13 protein-coding genes and 9 pseudogenes are annotated in these 22,327 nt (G+C 63.9%); 16 read left to right on the plus strand and 6 right to left on the minus strand.

The features are described from left to right. The first annotated feature begins 118 nt into the window (after window positions 1-118). Together DRB87_RS07360 and DRB87_RS07365 are read left to right on the plus strand one after the other, a co-directional pair. Window positions 119-852, plus strand: a pseudogene (locus DRB87_RS07360) (transporter). Between the two features lie 170 nt (window positions 853-1,022). After that, window positions 1,023-1,565, plus strand: coding sequence for a MarR family winged helix-turn-helix transcriptional regulator (locus DRB87_RS07365; RefSeq protein WP_130025436.1), 543 nt, complete (start codon window positions 1,023-1,025; stop codon window positions 1,563-1,565). 22 nt (window positions 1,566-1,587) lie between these two features. On the opposite strand, the gene DRB87_RS07370 is transcribed toward DRB87_RS07365, so the two are convergent. After that, the gene (locus tag DRB87_RS07370; RefSeq protein ID WP_130025437.1) at window positions 1,588-2,820 is read right to left on the minus strand and encodes an IscS subfamily cysteine desulfurase; all 1,233 of its coding nucleotides are present in this window, start codon (window positions 2,818-2,820) and stop codon (window positions 1,588-1,590) included. A gap of 415 nt (window positions 2,821-3,235) precedes the next feature. On the opposite strand from DRB87_RS07370, the gene DRB87_RS07375 reads away from it, so the two are divergent. The 10 genes and pseudogenes from DRB87_RS07375 (at window position 3,236) to DRB87_RS07420 (ending at window position 11,937) form a co-directional block, all read left to right on the plus strand. Further along, window positions 3,236-3,754, plus strand: a complete 519-nt coding sequence (locus DRB87_RS07375; protein WP_130025438.1) for a flavin reductase family protein — start codon at window positions 3,236-3,238, stop codon at window positions 3,752-3,754. A 26-nt stretch (window positions 3,755-3,780) separates the two neighbouring features. Next, complete coding sequence (locus tag DRB87_RS07380) at window positions 3,781-5,262, plus strand: 4-hydroxyphenylacetate 3-hydroxylase family protein (protein ID WP_130025439.1); 1,482 nt, start codon at window positions 3,781-3,783, stop codon at window positions 5,260-5,262. A 70-nt stretch (window positions 5,263-5,332) separates the two neighbouring features. Beyond that, entirely contained in the window at window positions 5,333-5,713 is a 381-nt protein-coding gene (locus DRB87_RS07385) for a cupin (protein ID WP_130025440.1), read from the plus strand. 105 nt (window positions 5,714-5,818) lie between these two features. Continuing rightward, window positions 5,819-7,059: pseudogene (locus tag DRB87_RS07390) on the plus strand (ABC transporter substrate-binding protein). A gap of 44 nt (window positions 7,060-7,103) precedes the next feature. Then, a pseudogene (locus DRB87_RS07395) lies at window positions 7,104-7,783 on the plus strand (DUF2848 domain-containing protein). 4 nt (window positions 7,784-7,787) lie between these two features. Then, on the plus strand, window positions 7,788-8,567 hold the full coding sequence (locus DRB87_RS07400) for an ABC transporter ATP-binding protein (RefSeq protein WP_130025441.1): 780 nt from the start codon (window positions 7,788-7,790) through the stop codon (window positions 8,565-8,567). Further along, window positions 8,564-9,318, plus strand: a pseudogene (locus tag DRB87_RS07405) (ABC transporter ATP-binding protein). The gene DRB87_RS07400 and the pseudogene DRB87_RS07405 overlap by 4 nt, the downstream one beginning before the upstream one ends. A gap of 21 nt (window positions 9,319-9,339) precedes the next feature. Beyond that, a complete protein-coding gene (locus tag DRB87_RS07410; protein WP_130025442.1) occupies window positions 9,340-10,230 on the plus strand; it encodes a branched-chain amino acid ABC transporter permease in 891 nt (296 codons plus the stop codon). Further along, a pseudogene (locus DRB87_RS07415) lies at window positions 10,217-11,258 on the plus strand (branched-chain amino acid ABC transporter permease). Before DRB87_RS07410 ends, DRB87_RS07415 begins: the two are co-directional and overlap by 14 nt. 181 nt (window positions 11,259-11,439) lie before the next feature. After that, window positions 11,440-11,937, plus strand: a complete 498-nt coding sequence (locus tag DRB87_RS07420) for an Rrf2 family transcriptional regulator (RefSeq protein WP_130025443.1) — start codon at window positions 11,440-11,442, stop codon at window positions 11,935-11,937. A gap of 59 nt (window positions 11,938-11,996) precedes the next feature. Here the strand turns inward: DRB87_RS07420 and DRB87_RS07425 are convergent, their stop codons facing one another. Next, the gene (locus DRB87_RS07425; protein WP_240756218.1) at window positions 11,997-13,307 is read right to left on the minus strand and encodes an MFS transporter; all 1,311 of its coding nucleotides are present in this window, start codon (window positions 13,305-13,307) and stop codon (window positions 11,997-11,999) included. Window positions 13,308-13,408: 101 nt separating this feature from the next. Beyond that, the gene (locus DRB87_RS07430) at window positions 13,409-14,062 is read right to left on the minus strand and encodes a DsbA family oxidoreductase (RefSeq protein WP_130025445.1); all 654 of its coding nucleotides are present in this window, start codon (window positions 14,060-14,062) and stop codon (window positions 13,409-13,411) included. A gap of 294 nt (window positions 14,063-14,356) precedes the next feature. Here DRB87_RS07430 and DRB87_RS07435 point away from each other — a divergent pair. The 4 genes and pseudogenes from DRB87_RS07435 (at window position 14,357) to DRB87_RS07450 (ending at window position 18,299) form a co-directional block, all read left to right on the plus strand. Continuing rightward, window positions 14,357-14,976 (plus strand): annotated as a pseudogene (locus tag DRB87_RS07435) (flavin reductase family protein). 196 nt (window positions 14,977-15,172) lie between these two features. Continuing rightward, window positions 15,173-15,877 carry a GntR family transcriptional regulator gene (locus DRB87_RS07440; RefSeq protein WP_130025446.1) on the plus strand — a complete coding sequence of 235 codons (705 nt, stop codon included), beginning with the start codon at window positions 15,173-15,175 and terminating at the stop codon, window positions 15,875-15,877. A gap of 58 nt (window positions 15,878-15,935) precedes the next feature. Beyond that, window positions 15,936-17,332: pseudogene (locus tag DRB87_RS07445) on the plus strand (MFS transporter). 95 nt (window positions 17,333-17,427) lie between these two features. Then, window positions 17,428-18,299 (plus strand): annotated as a pseudogene (locus DRB87_RS07450) (oxaloacetate decarboxylase). A gap of 69 nt (window positions 18,300-18,368) precedes the next feature. Here the strand turns inward: DRB87_RS07450 and DRB87_RS07455 are convergent. The 3 genes and pseudogenes from DRB87_RS07455 to DRB87_RS07465 all read right to left on the minus strand — a co-directional run bounded on the left by DRB87_RS07455 (window position 18,369) and on the right by DRB87_RS07465 (window position 22,216). Continuing rightward, window positions 18,369-19,714 (minus strand): annotated as a pseudogene (locus DRB87_RS07455) (MFS transporter). Window positions 19,715-19,778: 64 nt separating this feature from the next. After that, window positions 19,779-21,302 carry a bifunctional 3-(3-hydroxy-phenyl)propionate/3-hydroxycinnamic acid hydroxylase gene (locus tag DRB87_RS07460; RefSeq protein ID WP_130025447.1) on the minus strand — a complete coding sequence of 508 codons (1,524 nt, stop codon included), beginning with the start codon at window positions 21,300-21,302 and terminating at the stop codon, window positions 19,779-19,781. 62 nt (window positions 21,303-21,364) lie between these two features. Next, on the minus strand, window positions 21,365-22,216 hold the full coding sequence (locus DRB87_RS07465) for a fumarylacetoacetate hydrolase family protein (RefSeq protein ID WP_130025448.1): 852 nt from the start codon (window positions 22,214-22,216) through the stop codon (window positions 21,365-21,367). Window positions 22,217-22,327: the final 111 nt, after the last annotated feature.

Raw genomic sequence — 22,327 nt, forward strand, 5'->3', positions numbered from 1 at the left:
CATTTCCCCATTGATTTGATACAACGCTCCCGCCCGGCCGGGCGGTCGCCAACACTCACACACGCCCGCCCCGCCGCTCGCCGCACCGGGGCGGCACACGTAAGCAAGAGAACGACTCATGAAGAAGCAACTGATGTCTCTGGCGCTGCTCTGCCCGCTCAGCGCCTTCGCCGCCCATCCGCTGGTGTCCGACGATACCGGCACACAGGGCGACGGCAACTGGCAGTTCGAGACGAATGGCGAAGTGACGTCGAAGCAGCCGGAAATCGGCCGCCAGACGCTCTGGAACAGCACGCTCACCCGAGGGGTGAGAGAGGCGCTCGATCTGTATGTCGACGTTCCCTATACGCACCTTCAAAACCGCTCGGACACAGCGGGCAATGGTGTCGGCGATGTGGAGACGGGCGCCAAGTGGCGGATGTACGACGACGGGGCGTTCAGCATCGGCCTCAAGCCGTACCTGAGTTTCCCTACGGGCAACGACCGGCGCGGGCTCGGCAGCGGCCGGGTGAACGCCGGCGCGACGTTGCTCACGCAATACGAGATCGACAAATGGACGTTTCTGTTCAACGCCGGGGCCGCCTATCAGCCGAACCGTCAAGGCGATCGCCAGTCATTGTGGAAGGTTTCGGGGCGGTGCTGTATCGCGTGTTGCCGACAACGCAGCTCATTCTGGATGTGGGCGCTTCGCAGAACCCCGACTTCACGCAGCGGACGCACCCGGCGTTCATGATTCTCGGTGCGATCTACAGCCCGAAGTCGTGGCTGGATCTGGACGTCGGCTATCGACGCGGCCTCAATCCGCAGACCTATGACTATTCCTGGATGGGCGGGATGACCGTGCGCTGGTAAATGGATCCGCCGTTCGATCCGCCGGCGAGATGAGCCATGCCGGGGCGCGGCAGCGCATCGCAAAACGCCGCCACCGGGTAGCGGGCGGGGAGCGGGGCGATAACTTTGCAGTATAATTTTTTTTCAAAGTAATTGTCCGGGCGCGCTGCGTCGCTTATTTCCTTTTTCTCATGCCCAAATCGTCGCCGTCCAAGGCGCTCACCGTTACCAACCCGGCCTGTCTCATCGACGGTTCCGACGCCGAATTCCGGCATCTGATCAATGGCCTGTTGCCGTTCGCCGCGCGCCTGCTGTCCGTGCGCGACGGCTTCGGCAGCCTGATCGGCCTGACCGGCATTCAATATTCGCTGCTGCAGTCGGTCGTGCACCTGTCGTCGCTCGCGGATGTCACCGTCAATCAACTGGCCGAACATCTGCACCTGTCCGGGGCCTTCGTGACCATCGAGACGAACAAGCTCAAGGCGCTCAAGCTGATCGACAAGCGTCAGAATCCGGACGACCGGCGCAAGATGAGTCTGACAGTAACGCCCGCCGGTGCCAAACTGCTCCACGAACTGACACCCTCGCAGCAGCGCATCAACGACGTGCTGTTCGACGGCGTGACTCGCACCGAATTCAAGGTGCTGTGCGCCGTGGTCGATCGGCTCGTCGCCAACGGAGACCGCGCCACGCTCGATCTGGGCCACCAGTTGGCGACACGCGACACGCGCTAGGCGCGGCGCTTCCCGCTCGCGATCAGTGCGCGGCCCACTGGATCGTGTTCAGATCGACGCCGTCCTGATACATATCCCACAGCGGACTCATCTCGCGCAACTTGCCGACGGTGCCGCGCACCTGCTCGATCACGCTGTCCACTTCGACCTCGGTCGAGAAGCGTCCCAGCGTGAAGCGGATCGAGCTGTGCGCGAGTTCGTCGCTGCGCCCGAGCGCGCGAAGCACGAACGACGGTTCGAGCGAGGCCGACGTGCACGCCGAGCCCGACGACACCGCCACACCCTTGATCCCCATGATGAGCGATTCTCCTTCCACGAAGTTGAAGCTCACGTTCAGGTTGTGCGGCACGCGATGCGTCATGTCGCCATTGACGTATATCTCGTCCATCGTCTGCAACCCCGCCAGCAGACGGTCGCGCAGCACGCGAACGCGCGCGGCCTCCGCCGCCAGTTCGCACTTTGCCAGCCGGAACGCTTCGCCCATCCCCACGATCTGATGAGTTGGCAACGTGCCTGAGCGCATGCCGCGCTCATGTCCGCCGCCGTGGATCTGCGCCTCGATACGAATGCGCGGCTTGCGGCGCACGTACAGCGCGCCAATGCCTTTCGGACCGTAGAGCTTGTGCGCGGTGACCGTCATCAGATCGACCTTCAGCGTTTGCAGGTCGATCGGAATCTTGCCCGCGGCCTGCACGGCGTCGCAGTGGAACACGATGCCACGCTCGCGGCATAGCTCACCGATCTCCGCGATGGGCTGAATCACACCAATTTCGTTGTTGACCATCATTACCGACACCAGGATGGTGTCGGGGCGCAGGGCGGCGCGCACCGTCTCGACAGCAATCAACCCGTTCTCCTGCACGTCGAGATAGGTGACCTCGAAGCCTTGCCTTTCCAGCTCGCGCAGGGTATCGAGCACCGCCTTGTGCTCGGTCTTCACGCTGATGAGGTGCTTGCCCTTGCCGCTGTAAAAGCTTGCGGCGCCCTTGATCGCGAGGTTGTTGCCTTCGGTCGCGCCCGACGTCCAGACGATCTCGCGCGGATCGGCCCCCAGGAGCGCGGCGACATGCTCGCGCGCGGTTTCCACGGCTTCCTCGGCCGTCCAGCCGTAACTGTGGCTACGTGAGGCCGGATTGCCGAAATTGACGTTCAGGTACGGCACCATGGTCTCGACCACGCGCGGATCGACCGGGGTCGTTGCACTGTAGTCCATGTAGATGGGGGCTTCGAAAAGCGACGGCGTGATCGACGGCATAGGGGACTCCGAATCGTCCGGTGGACATCATGAATTGCGGCCGAGTGTAGCACCGCGTGTCTCGCGTTTCGTCCTCTCCCACATTGAAAAAAGGGTTTCATGCGGTCGGTTTTGGCGGTCGCTTGCCTCGGGTAAACGCGATGGGTTGTGCGCAATGCGGTGGTGCACTGTGTGCTGCGATTCCCTTGAAACCCCAATGCCAGCAAGACTTCTGCCCATCCTGTGTGCATCGACGCACCATCGAGATGCTCACGCACCGATACTGCTCTCAGGGTTTACCTTGCTTGATTAGCTAATTTTGTTAACGTTCAATAATGACTAACAAACAAAGCTAAATATAAAAGACTGTCAGAGGGGTGGGGCGAAGGAATCGAGATCGCCTTACCCGTCGGGCCGGCTTTCAAAGGAGGTAGCCATGAACCAGGTATCGACCGCAGTGCCGACTCAGGAGGACGAGGCGCGACAGTTCCGTCGCACGCTCGCCATGTTCGCCACCGGCGTGGCTGTCATTACCGCGCCGCGTGCCGAAGGGCCGCCCATCGGCATCACCGTGGCGTCGTTCAATTCGGTCTCGCTGGCGCCGCCGCTGATTCTGTTCAGCGTCGACCGGCGCTGTCTGAGCCTCGACGACCTGTGCGCCGCGGGGCGCTACACCGTGAATGTGCTCGACGAGAGTCAGCGCGAGACGTCGAACCGCTTCGCCGCCGCTCGTGGCAACAAATGGGACGGGGTGAGTTTCGACGAGGCGGGCATTGGCCGTCTGCCGGGGGCGCTGGCCGCCTTCGAATGCGAACCGCACGCCCAGCACGACGGCGGCGATCACGTGATTTTTGTCGGACGCGTCGTGCGTCATACGGCGCGGCACGACGGCCGTCCGCTCATTTTCTTCGGCGGGCAGTACCGCTCGCTCGACACCACGCCGGTCGCGGCGTGAGTTTCCCAGGATTTCAGGAGAGAGTCATGGTAAAGAACGGTAGTCAACATATCGGCCAATTGCGCGACGGTCGCGAGGTGTACATCGACGGCAAGCCCGTCGGCGACGTGACCACCCATCCGGCGTTTCGCAACTCCATTCGCAGTTACGCGAATCTGTACGATTTCCAGGCGCGTCCCGAAAACCTCGAGGCGATGACGTTCGCGTCGCCGGATACGGGCGATCGCGTTTCGCGCATCTGGCAATTGCCCACGAGCTACGGCGAGCTGGTGCAGCGCCGCGAGATGCTCGAAGCCTGGAGCGAACTGCATTACGGCTTCATGGGGCGCTCGCCGGATCACGTGGCGTCATGCCTGTCGGGGATGGTCATGGGCATCGACGTCTTCGAGCAATACGACACGCAGCGCGCCGGCGCGTTGCACGACTACTACAAGTACGCCCGCGACAACGACCTGTTCCTGACCTACGTGATCGTCAATCCGCAGGCCAACCAGTCGAAAGCCGCCCACGAGCAGGAGGACAAGTACCTCGCCGTCGGCATCGTCGATCAGGACCACGAGGGCATTACGGTGCGCGGCGCGAAGATGCTCGCCACCAGCGGCATCATGGCCAACGAGGTCTTTTGCAGTTGCATTCAGCCGCTCAAGGCGGGCGACGAGATGTACGCGCTGTCGTTTGCCATTCCGATGAATTCCAAGGGGCTGCGCGTTTTGTCGCGCAAGTCGTACGAGGGCAATGCCACGTCGGTGTTCGACAACCCGCTCGCGTCGCGCTTCGACGAGAACGACGCCGTGCTGTACTTCGACGACGTCAAAGTGCCGTGGGAGCGCATCTTCGTGGCCGGCGACACGGCCATGTGCGCAAAGCAGTTTCACGCCACGCCCGCCCACAGCTACCAGAACTACCAGTGCCAGGTACGTCTGATGGTCAAGCTGCGCTTTCTCGTGGGCATCGCCTTGCGCATTACCGAAGTGAACGGCACCAACGCGTTCCCGCAGGTGCGCGAAACGCTGGGACAACTGGCGGCCGAGGCGGCGATGGTCGAGGCATGGGTGCACGGCATGGAGGTAAAGGGCCGTATGGAGAAAGGCTACTACGTGCCGGACCGCAGCCTGCTCTATGGCTCGCAGGTGCTCACGCAGCAGCTCTACACGAAGGTGCTCAGCACGCTTCGCGAACTGGCCGGCGGCGGCATGATCATGTTGCCGTCGAGCATTCATGACTTCGAGAACCCGATGCTCGCCAGCATCATCGAAAAGACGCAGAAGTCGCCGGTGGCCGACGCCGAAGAGCGGGTCAAGTTCTTCAAGCTCGCCTGGGATGCCGTCGGCTCCGAATTTGCGTCGCGCCACAACCAGTACGAGATGTTCTACGCCGGCGCCACCTTCGTGACCAAGGGCCACGCCTATCGCACGTACGACTGGCAGAAGGCCACGCGTCTGGTCGACAACCTGCTCGGCACCTACGCGCTCTCGGACGAGATCGTCCGGCAGCCGGTCGCGGCCTGACCCACATCCACCCCATCCCAACGACAACGGCATTCCCTGCCGCAGCCAGAGACATAGACAAGGAGTTCCCATGGCGATCAACAAGCTGCATGACGAGTTTCACACCATCGATATGAAGGACGGTTGGGAAGTGCCGCCGGGATACCCGCCGGGCATCGAGCAAAAGATTCTCGCGGGCTCGCTCGACGAGCAGAACCGTGCGGGCAGCCGCACGCGCCTGCTGCGCTTCGCGCCGGGCATCTACACCAAGGCGCCGTTCGTGCATACCTATTGGGAAGAGGTCTATCTGGTCGCGGGCGATCTGACGGTCGGCAACGACGCGCAGGGCGAAGGCGGCGAAGCGTTCGCGCCGAACACCTATGCCTGCCGTCCGCCGGGCGCGTTTCATGGCCCGTTCAAGTCGAACGACGGCTGTCTGCTTCTCGAAATTCACTACTACGACCCAGCCTGACACGTGCAAGGCAGGGCACCGGGCGCGGCAACCCTCAGGGCGTTGCCCCGCCGTTCGGAGACCGTTTCACCCACACGACCCTCTACAGGCTATAGGGAAAACATCATGGTTACGTTTCGCGCAAGTCGTATCACGTCAATGGCCGCACTGGCGCTCGCCGCCGCCCTCGCTACGCCCCTCGCCGCCCGGGCGCAGGCCGGCAAGATGAGCGACGGAGTAGTGAAGATCGGCGTACTCACCGACATGTCGTCGATCTTCTCGGATATCGGCGGCAAGGGCTCGGTGATTGCCGCGCAAATGGCCGTCGATGACTTCGGCGGGAAGGTCAACGGCGTGCCGGTCAAGGTCATTTCGGCCGACCATCAGAACAAGACCGACGTCGCAGCGACAATCGCCCGCGACTGGTTCGACAACCAGCACGTGGACGTGGTCGAGGATCTGTTGCCGTCGTCCGTGGCGCTGGCGGTTGCCAATGTCGCCAAGGCCAAGCATCGCATCGCCATGGTGACCGGCGCGGGCACCACGCGGCTGGTGAACGAGGACTGCTCGCCGTACACCGTGCAGTATTCGTACGATACCTATTCGTTTGCGTCGAACACGGTCAAGGCGATGACCCGCAGCGGCGACAACAGCTGGTACTTCCTCACAGTCGATTACGCGCTGGGGCATCGCTCGAGAAGGACGCCACCGACGCTCTGCAACACGCGAACGGCAAGGTCGTGGGTCGCGCCAAGCATCCGCTCAATTCGCCGGATCTGTCGTCGTATCTGCTGCAGGCGCAGGCGTCTCGCGCCAAGGTGATTGCGCTGGCCAACGCCGGGGCGGACACGGTCAACGCTATCAAGACGGCCCGCGAGTTCGGCATCAGCGGCCCAGGCAAGCAGAAGCTCGCGGGGCTGCACATGTTCATCAGCGATATTCATAGCCTGGGCCTCGAGGCTGCGCAGGGCATGACGTTGACCACGGCCTTCTACTGGGACCGTGACGACGCGTCGCGCGCGTGGGCGCAGCGCTTCTTCGCGAAGACCGGCAAGATGCCGACGCTCGTTCACGCCGGCACTTACTCGTCGGTCATGCATTACCTGCAGGCCGTGCAGCGCACCGGTACCGACGACGCCGACACCGTCATGGCATCGATGAAGCAGGCGCCCATCAATGACTTCTTCGCCAAGGGCGGCCGCATTCGTCCGGACGGCCTGATGGTGCACGACATGTATCTCGTCGAGGTGAAGTCGCCCAAGGCGTCGACGAAGCCATGGGACGACTACAAGGTGCTGCAGACGATCCCCGCCAACGAGGCATTCCGCCCGCTCGCCCAGAGCCAGTGCGCGTTCGTCAAGAAGTGAAGCCAGAAAGTCAGGCCATGATCGGAGTCGGCAAGATGAATCTCATGCATTTCGTTGTACAGAGGGCGAACGGAGCCGTCGATCGCGATATCGCCATCAAACAGCTCGTGGTCGCGGGCTGGACGGGGCGGGACGCCGAAGCGATGGAGCATCACATCCGTGAGCTCGAGGCGCTCGGTGTGAAACGCCCGGCGGCCACCCCGATGTTCTACCGCGTGTCGAGCGACCGGCTCACCACGCAGGCGCATATCGAGGCGAGCGGGCGCGCCAGCAGCGGCGAGGTCGAGTACCTGCTCGTGCGCAGTGGGGCGAGACGTACGTGGGGGTGGCGTCGGACCATACGGACCGCGACGTGGAGACGTATGGGGTGACGGTCTCGAAGCAGATGTGCGAGAAGCCCTGTGCGGCGGTGCTCTGGCCGCTGGCCGACGTCGAGGCGCATTGGGACCGGCTCGTGTTGCGCAGCTACGCCAACATCGGCGGCGAGAAAGTGCTGTATCAGCAGGGGCCGGTGACGGCGATGCGCTCGCCGCAGGATCTGCTCGCGCGTTTCGTCGAGGCGGGCGGGCGCTTCGAGGACGGCACGGCCATGCTGTGCGGCACGCTCGCGGCCATCGGCGGCATTCGTTCGGCCGAGCGCTTCGATTTCGAACTCGAAGATCCGGTGCTCGACCGGCGTTTGCAACACGGTTACGGCATCACGCCGCTACCGGTGGTGGGGTGAGCGCATGCATCACGACGACATCATTCTCGAAACCCGGCAGCTCACCAAGGCGTTTCGCGGCTTCACCGCCGTGGGCGGCGTCGATCTGAAGGTCCGGCGCGGGGCGATTCATGCGCTCATCGGCCCGAACGGCGCAGGCAAGACGACGTGCTTCAACCTGCTGACCAAGTTCCTGACGCCAACGTCCGGCCAGATCTTCTATCGCGGCGAGGATATTACGGGCCTCGCGCCGGCGGCCGTCGCGCGGCGCGGCATGATCCGCTCGTTTCAGATTTCGGCGGTGTTCGGGCACCTGTCGGTCATCGAAAACGTGCGCGTGGCGCTGCAACGCGCCACCGGGCAGTCCTATCACTTCTGGCGCAGCGCACGCGCACTGGGCGATCTGGATACGCGCGCGATGGCCTTGCTCGACGAAGTGGGCATCGCGGCTTACGCCAATGCGCTGACCGTGTCGCTGCCGTATGGGCGCAAGCGCGCGCTGGAAATTGCCACTACGCTGGCCATGGAGCCCGACGTCATGCTGCTCGACGAACCCACCCAGGGCATGGGGCATGAGGACGTCGACCGCGTGGCGGCGCTCATCCGGCAGGTCGCGGCCGGGCGCACCGTGCTGATGGTCGAGCACAACATGAAGGTCGTATCGGGCATTGCCGACACGATCACGGTTTTGCAACGCGGCGAGATTCTGGCCGAAGGCGACTACGCCGCGGTCACCGCCGACGCCCGCGTGCGCGAAGCCTACATGGGCTCGGCGGACGCCACGCTGGAAGGAGCGCACGCATGAAGGCACACGAATCGTCTCTCGTTGCCGCCATTGTCCCGGCGCTGGCAGTCACCGGCCTGCAGGCCTGGTATGGCGAATCGCACATCCTGCATGGCGTCGATCTGATGGCGGGGCAAGGGAGGTCATCAGCCTGTTGGGCCGCAACGGGGCGGGACGCAGCACGACGCTGCGCGCCATTCTCGGGCTCACAGGGAGCCGCGACGGCTCGGTGCGCGTGTTCGGGCGCGAGACCATCGGCTTGCCGACGCGCAAGATCGCACGGTGCGGCGTGGGTTTTTGCCCGGAGGAGCGCGGCATCTTCGCGAGTCTGTCGTGCGAGGAAAACCTGTTGCTGCCGCCGGTGCTGGCGCCGGGCGGTGCCTCCGCCGGACAGGCGGGCATGTCGCTCGACGAGATTTACGCGATGTTCCCGAATCTGGCGCAGCGCCGGCACAGTCCGGGCACGCGTTTGTCGGGCGGCGAGCAGCAGATGCTGGCCATCGCGCGGATTCTGCGCACAGGCGTGCGCCTGTTGCTGCTCGACGAGATCTCCGAGGGGCTGGCGCCCGCCATCGTGCGCACGCTCGCCCGCATGATCGAGACGCTCAAGTCGCGCGGCTACACGATCGTGCTCGTCGAGCAGAACTTCCACTTCGCCGCCCCGCTTGCCGAGCGCTTCTATGTGATGGAGCACGGGCGCATTGCGCTGCAATTCGATGCTGCCCAGTTGCCCGCCCACACACAGACGCTGCAGACGCTTCTCAATGTGTAACCCGTTCTGAAGGCCATTGCCGTGAACCCTTTCGATATTCCTCTGCCGGCGTTGCTCAGCCAACTGATGCTCGGCCTGGTCAACGGCTGTTTCTATGCCGTGCTGAGCCTGGGCCTGTCGGTCATTTTCGGCTTGCTCAACGTCATCAACTTCGCGCACGGGGCGCTCTTCATGTTCGGCGCACTTGTCGCGTGGATGGGCGGCCAGTATCTCGGGCTGAACTACTGGACGATGCTGGTGCTCGCGCCGCTGGTCGCGGGCTTGCTCGGCGCGGCTATCGAGCGCGGGCTGCTCTCGCGCATTTACCAGCTAGATCATCTGTACGGATTGCTGCTCACCCTCGGGCTAACGCTTGTCATCGAGGGGCTGGGTCGGTCGGCCTACGGTGTGTCGGGCATGTCGTTCGAGGGGCCGGCACTGCTGGCCGGTGCCACGCGTCTGCCGTTCATGGTGTTGCCGAACTACCGCGCGTGGGTGGTGGTCGCGTCGCTGTCCGCCTGCGCACTCACGTGGTTCGTCATCGAGCGCACGCGCATCGGGGCGTTGTTGCGTGCCGGTACCGAGAATGCGCGGCTCGTCGAGACGTTCGGGGTGAACGTGCCGCTCATGGTCACGCTCACGTATGCGTTCGGCGCCGCGTTGGCGGCGTTCGCGGGCGTGCTGGCGGCGCCCATCATGCAGGTCTCGCCGCTCATGGGGCAGCCGATGATCGTGACGGTCTTCGCCATCGTGGTGATCGGCGGCATGGGGTCGATCGCCGGGTCGGTGCTGACCGGTCTTGTCCTCGGGGTGCTCGAGGGGCTGACCAAACTCTGGTACCCGGAGGCTTCGGCCACGGTCGTGTTCGTGATCATGGCGCTCGTGCTGCTCGTGCGCCCGCATGGTCTGTTCGGTGGTTATGCCTACAAGTGAGTCGTCGATGATGCGTCAATACCGTTTCGATCTTGTGTTGCTCGTGATACTGGCCGCGCTGCCGGCTCTCGGGTGTACCCCGTGTTCGCGATGAAGGTGCTGTGCTTTGCGCTGTTTGCCTGCTCGCTCAACCTGGTGCTCGGCTATACAGGGCTGCTGTCGTTTGGCCATGCCGCGTTCTTCGGCGGTGCCGCATACTTCGCCGGCTACGTGATGCGGGATCTGGCAGCGTCGCCGCTCTTGGGCGTGATGACCGGGGTCGCGACCGGCGCCGTGTTCGGGCTGATTATCGGCTTGTTCGCGATCCGGCGGCAGGGCATTTACTTCGCCATGATTACGCTCGCCTTCGCGCAGATGTTCTACTTCTTCTGCCTGCAAGCGCCGTTCACGGGCGGTGAGGACGGCTTGCAGGGGTGCCGCGTCAGGCGCTGTTCGGCCTGTCGCTCGACCACGACATCACCCTCTATTACGTGGTGGTAGGCGTGGTTGCCGCCACGTTCGCGCTGATCTCGCGGATCATCGCGTCGCCCTTCGGACGTGTGCTGGCGGCGATCAAGGAGAATGAGCCGCGTGCTATCTCACTCGGGTACGAGGCCTCGCGTTTCAAACTGCTGGCCTTCGTTCTTTCGGCAGCGATCGCCGGCCTTGCCGGTGCGCTCAAGACGCTCGTGCTCGGGTTTGCCACGCTCTCCGATGTGCATTGGTCGCTCTCGGGATCGGTCATTCTGATGACGCTTGTCGGCGGTATGGGCACTCGCTTCGGCCCGGTGGCGGGGGCGCTGCTCATCGTCTCGCTGGAGACGAAGCTCGGGGACATCGGGACCTGGCTGATGCAGGTCACGGGGTGGCAAGCATTCGCCGGACTGGGCTCGATGGTGAGCGTGGTGACAGGGGGAATTTTCGTGCTCTGCGTGCTTTTGTTCCGCCGCGGTCTCGTGGGCGAATGGCTCGTCTGGCAGCAGCGCTGGCAGGGGCGCCGCGGCCCTGGCGCTCGCCCGGCGGCGCTCGCCAGCGGGGTCGAAGGGTAGGGGCGAGCGGGGCGGTGGGTCGATGCGCCATCAACGCCTGCTGATGCGGGCTGGCGAGACGGCGGCGCAGGGCTTCGGCGCAGCATAAGATGCCTATGAAAGCCATGTTAAACTGGTTCGCGATAGTTGCAGGCGGCACTGGGTGCCGCCTGACCCGTTCCTGCAGCGCTTCCCCCGTCGAATGCGACTCACCGACCACACCGATTACAGTTTGCGCACCCTGATCTACGTCGCGGTTCACCCCGACGAGTTGGTGCACGTGCAGGCCGTGGCCGATGCGTTCGACATCCCCAAGAACCACCTCGTGAAGATCGTGCAGAAGCTCGGCCAATTGGGCTACTTGCACACGGTGCGCGGGCGCTCGGGCGGGATTCGTCTGGGACGCGCACCGGAGCGCATCGGGCTTGGCGAAGTAGTGCGGGCGATGGAGCCCGACTTCGCGATGGTCGAGTGCTTCCACCAAGGCGATAACGCCTGTGTCATCACGTCGGCGTGCAACCTGCGCGGCGTGCTGGGCGAGGCGTTGCGCACCTATTTTGCGGTGCTCGACCGCTACACGTTGGCCGATCTGGTCGGCCAACCCGCCGAGTTGCGTCGCTTGCTCGGGGATGCGGTGGCCGCGGTGATCCCGGTGGCCGACATCAAGGTCAAACGGCGGGTCACCGAATCGTCCTCCTGAATCGCCTTGGGGGAACACGTCGGTTTCCCGTCGCGTTTCCCCTCCGCGCTTTCAAGCTTTCAAGCTTGACGTCGCACCAATCGCAACCCGCTCGCAAGACACCCTGCGGCCGAGAACGCCGCACCCCACGCCAACGCCCACAACGAACCTTGGGCGCCTGCTATGCCCAACGCCAGGGCCACGAGTGCAGCGCCCGTCGCTTGCCCCAGCAGTCGCGACGTTCCCACCATGCCGCTTGCCCCGCCACTGCGCTCCGGCGGTGCGCTGTGCATGAACGCCTTCAGATTCGGCGACTGGAAGAAACCAAACCCCAGGCCGCACAACGCCATCCGCCAGCCGATATCCCACAGTTGCGCATGCTCGGGCATGATCGCCAGCAACCCCATACCCGCGCTCAGCATCGCCAGGCCAATCGCGCCCAGCGCGCCGGGCGGATAGCGGTCGGACAGACGTCCCGCCAAGGGCGCAATCGCGGCCACGAAAAACGGCCAGGGCGTCATCAGAAAGCCTGTCTCGATAGGACTGCGATGCAGCACGTTCTCGAAATAGAACGGCAACGACACGAGTCCCAGTCCCTGCGTCGCAAACGCACAGATGGCCGTGAGCGTCGAGAGCGCGAAGGCGGGCAGACGCAGCAAGTCGACTGGCAGCATCGGCGCGCGATGGCCACGCTCGCGGCGAATCAGGGCCCAGCCAAACACAAGCGCGCCCACGAAGCACGTCACCGTCAGACGCCAATCGGCCCGTTGTGCGCTCTGACTCAGCGCGAAGATCAGCAGCGCAAACGTCGCCACATTGAGCAACGCGGCGATCATGTCCGGCTTGTGCGCGCTGCGCGGTGTGTCGGGCAGGTTGCGGCGCGAGAACGCCAGCGCCAGCAACGCCGTCGGCACGTTGATCAGGAACAGCCACGGCCAGCTCCCGAACGCGAGGACGAGCGACGCCAACGTTGGCCCGATGGCGAACGAAATACCGACGATCAACGCGTTCAGGCCCACCCCGCGCCCAAGTTGATGCGCCGGATACAGGAACCGGATAAGCGCGATGTTCACGCTCATGACCGCAGCAGCCCCCACGCCCTGCAAGACGCGAGCGCCTGCGAGAAAGCCGAGCGTCGGCGACAGGGCGCACAGCAGCGACGCCACGAGAAACACCGCCACGCCCGACATGAAGACGCGTTTGTGCCCGACGCGCTCGCCGAGCGAAGCGAACGGAAGCAGGGTCGCCACCATCGCCAATTGGTACGCGTTCACGATCCAGACCGATGCCGACGGCGTTGTTTTCAGATCGAGTGCCATCTGCGGCAGGGCCGTGTTGGCGATCGCGGTGTCGAGGCTGGCGAGCGAGACGGCGAGCAGAATCGCCGTCATGGCGAGACCGCGCCCGGTGGCCGGCGGCTCGTGCGTGTGCGCCGCCGCTGGGGCGCTGGCCGCCGCGGTATCGGCGATCGGGGCAGGGACGACATGACGGATCAGCCCTCGGCCAGAATCTGACGAATGGCCTGTTCGAACACTTCCGGCGGTTGTCCGCCGCTCACGAGATGCCGGTTGTTGAAGATGATCGCCGGCACCGACTGGATGCCGAGATTCTGGTAGTGGCGCTCAAGCGCGCGCACCTGCTCCGCATACTCGTCGGAGGCGAGGATCTCGCGCGCACGCGTCGTGTCGAGGCCGGCCTGCCGCGCGGCGTCGACGAGCACTTCAGGGTCGCTCGTGCGCTTGCCCTCGACGAAGTAGGCGCGCAACAGCGCTTCCTTCAGGGCGAGCTGCGTGTCGTTGCCGACAGTCTGCGCCCAGTGCAGCAGACGATGCGCGTCGAACGTGTTGTAGGCGTGCGTGCGCAGGTCCATGCGCATCGGGAACCCTTCGGCCGCCGCCCGCGCGCTGATGTTGGCCTGATTCTGTGCCAACTGTTTCGGCGACAGGCCGTACTTGCGCGACATGTAATCGGCGAGCGGAACGCCGTCGACCGGCATGTCGGGGTTGAGTTCGAAGGGGCTGAAATGAAGGTCGGCTTCGACATCGTCGCCCAGGCGGCCGAGGGCCGTCTTCAATGAGGCGAGGCCGATGGCGCACCAGGGACAGGCGACATCGGAGACAAAATCGATCTTGAGCGTGGTGGGCATGGTCTGTCGGCGCCGTGGCGGCGCGCGCAATGAAAAACGCGTCGCCTTGCGCGACGCAACACGGGCAATCGTCGCATAAATCGGTGAATCTCGCCGGAGACCACCCGGGCGGCGCCGCAAGCCTTTATTCATGCGGCATTCGGGGCGTAGGTGGGGCCGTTGCCTGAAGCGTGGCGTGTTTTGACTGTCGGAATTCTTGTTTCGTCTGGTGAATCTTTGGTTGGTCGTTGACCTGCGGCCTGTGGCAATGCGATATCGTGTGGGGCATTCATTCACGTGGATCTTCACTGCCTCATGTCCAACGACGTTCACTTCTATGACCCGGCCAAGGGTCACGGTCTGTCTCACGATCCGTTCAAGGCGATTGTCGCGCCGCGCGTAATCGGCTGGATCTCCAGCAACGATGCGCACGGCCGGGTCAACCTCGCGCCCTACAGCTTCTTCGGCGCTTTCGCGACGTTTCCGCCGATCGTCGGTTTCTGCAGCGAGGGCTACAAGGACTCGATTGCCAACATCGAAGCCACGCGCGAGTTCGTCTGGAATTTCACGAGCAAGTCGCTCGTCGCGAAGATGAACCGGACGTCGGCCCCCGTGCCGCACGACGTCGACGAGTTCGAACTGGCAGGGCTGACGAAGGCCGCCGGCGTCAATGTCGACGTACCGCATGTGGCCGAGTCGCCCGCCTCGCTCGAATGCAAGTTGCTGCAGATCGTGCGCCTGCACAATCTCGACGGCAAGCCGATGGACAACTGGCTCGCTCTGGGCAGGTCGTCGGCGTGCACATCCGCCGCGAGTATCTGCGCGAAGACGGCATCTTCGATACGGCGAAGGCGCATCCGGTGATGCGCGCGGGCTATCTCGGCGACTATGCGGAGATCGGGCCGATGTTCGATTTGCGTCGCCCAAAGGCCTGAATGGCGTCGCCATCGCGTGCCTCCGCGTCCACGGTGGCGCGGGAACCTGAAAAGGGCGCAGCAAAGCCGTCGCTGTCGCCGCGAGGGCCTGTCTAGGGGAATTACCGATCCAGCGATTCGCAACATTGCATACAATGTTTACAAAATTCGCCTGAAGTCAGTAGGCAATCTCGTAAATATTTAAACATTGCATACAATGTCGTCTTCGCCGCTCACCCTGTCCTCTGCCGATGTCTACCTGGCCATCAAGACCTCGCTGGCCGAACACGAGTACGCCGCGGGGCAGTATCTGCGTGAGACCCAACTGGCGGAGCGCTTCGGCGTGAGCCGCACGCCGGTGCGCGAGGCCTTGCGCCGGCTTGATGCGGAGGGCTGGGTCGAAGCGGTGCCCAACTATGGCGTACGCGTGCGGGCGTGGACCGAGCAGGACGCGCGCGAGATTTTCGAGGCTCGGTTGCTGATCGAGCCGTATCTGGCGGGTCGCGCGGCGCAACGGGCGACCGACGACGATGTCGCACGGCTGCGCGAACTGGCCGTGACGATGTTCGATATTGCGCGCGAGCCGCCGACGGCGGCGCTGACCGAACGCTGGTTTGCGCTTAACGATGCCTTCCACGCGATCATCAGCGGCGGCGCTGGCAACGGCCGCCTCGACCGCTCTCTCAAGTCGATGAAAGAGACGCCACTCGTCAAGTGGACGTTCGACACCTACAACCCCGAAGACCGCGAACGCAGCGCACGACAGCACCTCGAAATCGTCGACGCGTTTGCACAGCGCAACGGCGTCTGGGCCGAGGCGATCGTGCGCTGCCATATCGCTGCGGCGCAGAGCGTGGTGCTGGGCCGTGCGTCACGCACGCCGGCGGGCAACACCGTCGCGCCCGCGTTGGCAGGGGATTAGCCGGTTCCATCAGCAGTACCCGAAAACATCACGTCGATAACGACGGAGGAGACAGCGCATGTTGAGTTCGATAAACGCGGGGCCCCGGCTGGACCGGCTGCCCATTTCTGGGTTCCATCGCCGGATCCTGTGGCTGATCGGGGCGGCATGTTCCTCGATTCGTTCGACATCTATCTGGCCGGCGGCGTGCTGGGGGCCCTGGCCAAGAGCGGATGGTCGACAATGCAGCTCAACGCCACGTTTCTGTCGGCGACCTTTGTTGGCATGCTGCTCGGTGCGTTGACGGCGGGTGTGCTGGGTGACCGCAAGGGACGCAAGTTCACCTATCAGTTCAACCTGGCGATCTTTGGTCTGGCGTCGCTCGCCGGTGCATTCGCGCCCAACATGACGTGGCTGATCGTCTGTCGCTTCTTCATGGGGCTTGGGCTTGGCGCTGAGATCGTGGTTGGCTACGGCTCGCTCGGTGAGTTCGTGCCGCCCGCGGTGCGCGGCAAGTGGTCGGCCTACCTGTCGCTGATCACGAATTCCGCGTTGTTCTTCTCGACGTTCCTCGGTTATCTGATCATTCCCTCGATTGGCTGGCGCGCGATGTTCGCGATCGTGGGCGTGGGCGCCTTGGTCATGTGGTTCGTGCGCGCCAAGATGCCCGAGTCGCCGCGCTGGCTGGAATCGAAGGGACGTTTCGACGAGGCCGACGCGATTCTGCGTGCGGCCGAAGCCGAGTCGGCGCGCGGCGGCGTATTGCCCCCGGTGCGCCAGATGCCGCCGGTCGTCACGCGACCCACCACGCTGCTGGACCTGTTTACACCTTCGCAGATTCGTCGCACGGTGGTGGCGATCTGCGTGCAGATCGGTATCAACGTGGTGATCTACGGCTTCATCGTCTGGGTGCCGACGTTCCTGATGAAGCAGGGCATCGGCATGGCGTCGTCGCTCGGCTACACCACGTTGATGTCGCTCGGCGGTCCGGCAGGCGCGCTGGTGGGCGTGCTCGTGGCCGACCGGATCGGTCGCAAGAACGGCATGATCGCGGTCTCGGCACTCGCGGCGGTGGTGGGGTGGGCCTACGGCCACTCGACTAGCGTGGAAATGGCGACCGTACTCGGCTTCCTGCTGTTTACGCTGACCTATCTGATGGTGGCGCTGGGTATCGCGACCTATTGTCCCGAACTTTTCGCGACAGAGAACCGCATGCGCGGCAACGGTGTCGCGGGCTGTGCCGGCCGCATCGCGGGGATTCTCGCACCGCAGATGGTCGTCACACTCTATGCCTCCGGCGGTATCCAGCACGTCCTCACGACGATTGCGTGCGTGCTGGCGGCCATGTCGATCGTGCTCGCGCTGTTCGGCATCGAGACCAATCGCCGCTCGCTGGAGGACATCGCACCGAACGCGGGCGGGCTCGGTACGGCCGCGCTCGGCGAGTCGGAATTCTCCGGGAAATCGCAACGCTGACGTCCGGCGCCATACGGCGTCCGGATTCGAAACGACGCGCGGGTCGATAGTCCAGCGCGTCGGAAATCTTGCTTCACCGACTTATTGGAATTGTGATGAACGCCCAAGAAAAACGCAGTCAACTCAAAGCGAAACTGGCTCGGCAAGACGTTGTGGTCGCGCCGGGGATTTACGACATGATCTCGGTCGCCATGGCTGACGCGATGCAGTTCGACTGCCTCTACATGACCGGTTTCGGTACGGTGGCCTCGTATCTGGGCGTGCCCGATGCTGGCCTGGCGACCTATACCGACATGCTCAATCGTGTGACGGCGTTCTGCGGCAACAGCCGCACGCCGTTGATCTGCGATGGCGACACCGGTTACGGTGGATTGCTCAACGTCATGCACACAGTGCGTGGCTACGAGCGGGCGGGGCGGCAGGGATTCAGCTTGAAGACCAGGAATTTCCGAAGAAGTGTGGCCACACGCCGGGTCGCCGGGTGATTCCGACCGGCGATATGGTCAAGAAGATCCAGGTCGCGGCGCAGACGCGCGACGACGCGAACTTCCAGATCGTGGCGCGTACCGATGCCCGCACATCGCTCGGATTGGACGAGGCATTGCGCCGAGGCGAGGCCTATGTGAAGGCGGGCGCGGATGTCCTGTTCATCGAGTCGCCCGAGAGCGTGGAAGAGCTGGAGACGATCGGCAAATCCTTCGATGTGCCGTTGCTGTGCAATATCGTCGAGGGCGGACGCACACCGCAGTTGTCGCCGGCGCAATTGCAGTCGCTCGGGTTTTCCATCGCGATCTACCCGGCGACGGGCTTCCTGGCCGCCGCGCGCGCCCTTGAGCACGCGTACGCGCAGATCAAGGCCGGCAAGGGCACGATGAGCATCGACAACGCCCTGTATCCGTTCTCGCAAATGTGCGCGTTGATGGGCTTTCCCGAAGTGTGGGCGTTCGATCGCGCTCACGCGGACTGAGCGAGTGCAGGCGGCGAAAGGCACAATCAGTGGCTTTCGCCGCACTCGTGGCGGTGCGGCGGTGCAGGTTCAGCGCGACGGTTCGCCGTCGAGTCGGTCCGTCGGCAATGCGCGCGGCGATGTCGATCGGCTGGCGGGCAGGGCAAAGCTCGCGAGCAGCGCGATCGCGCAGGCCCCGATCACGAAGTACGCCGGCGCGGCCAGTGAGCCGGTCTCGCGGATCAGCATGGTCGCCAGCAACGGCGCGAAACCGCTGAAGACGAGGACGGAGGCGTTATACGAGAGTGCGATGCCGCTGAACCTCACCTGAACCGGGAACTGATCGGCAAGCACGGATGCCCACGTACCGCTGGCGAGCGAGAAGACCACCCCGCGAGGATGAACAGGGTCACCAGATTCACGGTGTGGCCGACCAGCGCGTAATAGAACGGATAACTCAATACCACCAGCAGCGCGGCCGACGCGCGCAGAAGGTACCGGCGCGGCACCTTGTCGCCAAGCCAGCCCGCGGCGAGCAGGCCAAACGAGCTGACGATCAGATAGGCGTTCTGCGCGATCGCTGCCGTACGTGGCGCATAGTGAAGTTGTTGCACGAGGTAAGCCGGCATGTGTCCGTACAGGATGCCATTGACCCCGGCCATGACCGCGATCGTGAGCGCGGCAGCGGCAACCGATTGACCGTGGTGCCGAAGCGTTTCGCGAAACGGTTGCTTGATCACGGCCCCGTGCATCTTCTTGAACTCCGGAGACTCGTCGAGGTTGCGTCGCATCCAGTACGACACGATGCCGCACAGGCCGCCGAACAAAAATGCGGCGCGCCAGCCATACGCCGCGGCATCCGCGCTCGACAGGGAACTCTGGATGACGAGGTTGACGACGGTCGCAAGCAATACGCCCACGTTCACCGCGCAGATGATGACGCCGGCGGCCAGTCCGGCGCGATGCGGCGCGGCTTCCACTGCATACGTAATGGCGCCGGGCATTTCCCCGCCGACACAGAATCCCTGAAGCATGCGCAGGACGATCAGCAAGATCGATGCGGTGATCCCCCAGTGCGCGTAGTTCGGCAGCAGGCCAAGGCAAATCGTCGCGGTGGTCACGACAACGATGGAGCCGAGAAAGACCGGCCGGCGGCCATAACGATCGCCCCAGCTACTCAGCACGATGCCGCCGAGCGGTCGAATCACATAGCCGATGGCCAGCACGGAGTAGGCGGCGAGCATGCTCAACAGCGCCGACGCGTTCGGAAAGAACTGCGCGGCGATGTACTGCGCAAAAAAGCCGTACACAATGAAGTCGTAAAACTCCAGTGAGCCGCCCAGGCTCGCGATGAGAATCATCTTCCATTGCGAGCGTGTCAGGCCGGCGGAGGGTGAGCGGCCAAGTTCGCCGACAGGGTTGCGGGTTGTCTCCATGACGTCTCCAGAAAGGGTTGGCTTCTTTGTCCAACGAGGGGTATGCGTGCGCGATGGCGGCCGATCAGGCGTTTGCCGTGCGCCGATGAGTCAGTGTCTCTTCAAGCAGTTGTGTCAGGGCATGCCTGTCAGGCGCGACACCGAATACGTAGCGGTCGGGGCGCACCAATTGGGCGACGGTGCCGGTTGACCTGAACCACTCGCGGATCGAGGCATCGTCGCCTGCGATCAGCTCGACGTCTGCGCGGGCCGCCTGATCCGGCAGATCCGGGCACTCGCTGAGCAACTCCGGTAAGGCAACCAGTGCGAATCGGTAGCCGACGACGTCGTCAAGTCGCCGCCCGTCGTTCAGGCGAGGCTGCGGGGCAATCTGTCCCGCAGTGCCCGAGGGGTCGTCCACCCACTCCCCCGGCCCAAGTTTCGGTTGCGGCGTGACGAAATTGCGGATCGCTGCAGCCATCTCGCCGTCGCGAGCGTTCGCAAGGTCAGGGTGAGTGGTCTGAATGACCGCGCCGAGCTGGACGGCGGTCTCGATGAATTCGCGAACGTGCGGCGAGCGTTCCGATTCATAGGTATCGAGAAGCGCGTCGCAGGCTTCGCCGCGAAGTACGGCCCCCAGTTTCCATGCGAGATTCGACGCGTCACGAATGCCGGCGGCCATGCCTTGGCCCATGAAGGGCGGTGTCTGATGCGCGGCGTCTCCCGCGAGCAGCAACCGCCCACGGCGCCAGCCGTTGGCAACGACGGAATGAAACGTGTAGACGGCTGAGCGCTCAAGCCGTGCATCGGCGGGCGAGATCCAGCGAGCGAGCTTGTCCCACAGCCATTCCGGGGTCGTGAGTTGCGTCGCATCGTCGCCAGGCATCACCATGATTTCCCAGCGACGACGGTTGCCGGGGCCGCGCGTATAAGTGGTCGGCCGCGCCGGGTCGCAATATTGAATCGAGACGTCGCCCAGTTCAGGCCGTGGCGCATTGAGCATCACGTCTACCACGACCCAGCGTTCGTGCGATTTCAGATCGGTGAGCTCGGTGCCCATGAAGCGCCGCGCAATGGAGCGCGCGCCGTCGCACCCGACGACATATCGCGCCGTGGTGCGTCCCAGTTTGCCGCAACGCGTGTCCTCGAAGCGGACTTCCACGCCGTCGGCTGTCTCGTCGAGCGAAAATACCTCGTGACGCAGACGGACTTCAACGTTAGGTTGCTGCGCGAGGCGCTCGCGCAATGCATTCTCCAGATCGGGCTGGTGGAATTTGTAGCTGGCGCACCAGCCGTGAGGTCCAATGTGGGTCGGACGTGGCCAGTCGATCAGCAATTGGCCTTGCGCGTTCACGAACTTCATTCCCGGGCCGACGAACAGGTTGGGGAGCAGGGCGTCTGCAATCCCGATCGTCTGGAACACGCGCATGCATTCGCCATCGAAATGCACCGCGCGGGGCAGCGCAAAGATGTCTTTGTCGCGCTCCAGCACCAGCACCCGCAACCCCTGGATGGCAAGCAGATTACCCAATGTGGCACCGGTGGGGCCGAGGCCGATGATCGCGACATCGTAGTCGCATGTAGGCGTTGGAATAGTTTGATTTGACATGTTCGTTTCCCGCTGTTCAGACACCGGGCGCGGCGTGCCGCTGCCGCACCCGGTCACGACCCTTACGCTTCGTCGGCAATCGAATTGCGCAGCACGCCAATGCGATCCACTTCCACTTCGACCACATCGCCCGGTTTCATGAACAGCGGCGGGTTACGTTTTGCACCCACGCCGCCCGGCGTGCCGGTCACGATCACGTCGCCGGCGAAAAGCGGCGTAAACGTCGAGAGATAGGCAATCTGCCTGGCGATGCCGTGGATGAGCATCTCCGTGGTTGCGCGCTGCACTTCCTGCCCGTTCAGGCGGGTGACGAGCGTCATCAGCGCGTTCGGCGCGATCTCGTCGCGCGTGACCATCCACGGCCCGAACGCGCCGGTGCGGTAGAAGTTCTTGCCCGGCCCCCATTGCGTCGTGTGACGCTGCCAGTCGCGCACGGAGCCGTCGTTGTAGCAGGCGTAGCCCGCGATGTGCTCCCACGCGTCGGCTTCGGCGATGCGACGTCCGCCGCGACCGATGATGACCGCGATCTCGCCCTCGTAGTCGAACTGCTGGGACTCGGGCGGGCGCAGCATCGGCTGAGCGTGGCCGACCTGGGAGGCGGGCAGCCGCATGAAAATCACAGGCTGTTCGGTCACTTCGCGATGCGTTTCCTTGACGTGCTCGGCGTAATTCAGACCGACGCAGAAGATCTGCTCAGGATTGGGGATGACCGGCAGCAGCGTCACGTCCGCGAGCGCGTAGTCGGCCTGCGCGCCCTCGATGGCCTGAGCCGCTTCCCTGAAGGCGTCGGCGGCAATCAGCGCCTTGAGGTCCGCGAAGCGACCATCAAGGCGCTTGCCCAGGTCGAAGATGACGTCGTCGCGAACCACGCCGAACGAAGGACCCTGGGAGGTGGAGAAGCTGGCAAGTTTCATTGATGCTCCGATGATAAATAACGGTGGTTTTGATCGGCACACCGCCGTAAAAAATTAGTGTGTTTATCGTATTTTGAGAATAAACTAAATTTAACGAATGGCACAACGTGT

Source organism: Pandoraea sp. XY-2, from assembly GCF_004193915.1.
GTDB lineage: Bacteria > Pseudomonadota > Gammaproteobacteria > Burkholderiales > Burkholderiaceae > Pandoraea > Pandoraea cepalis.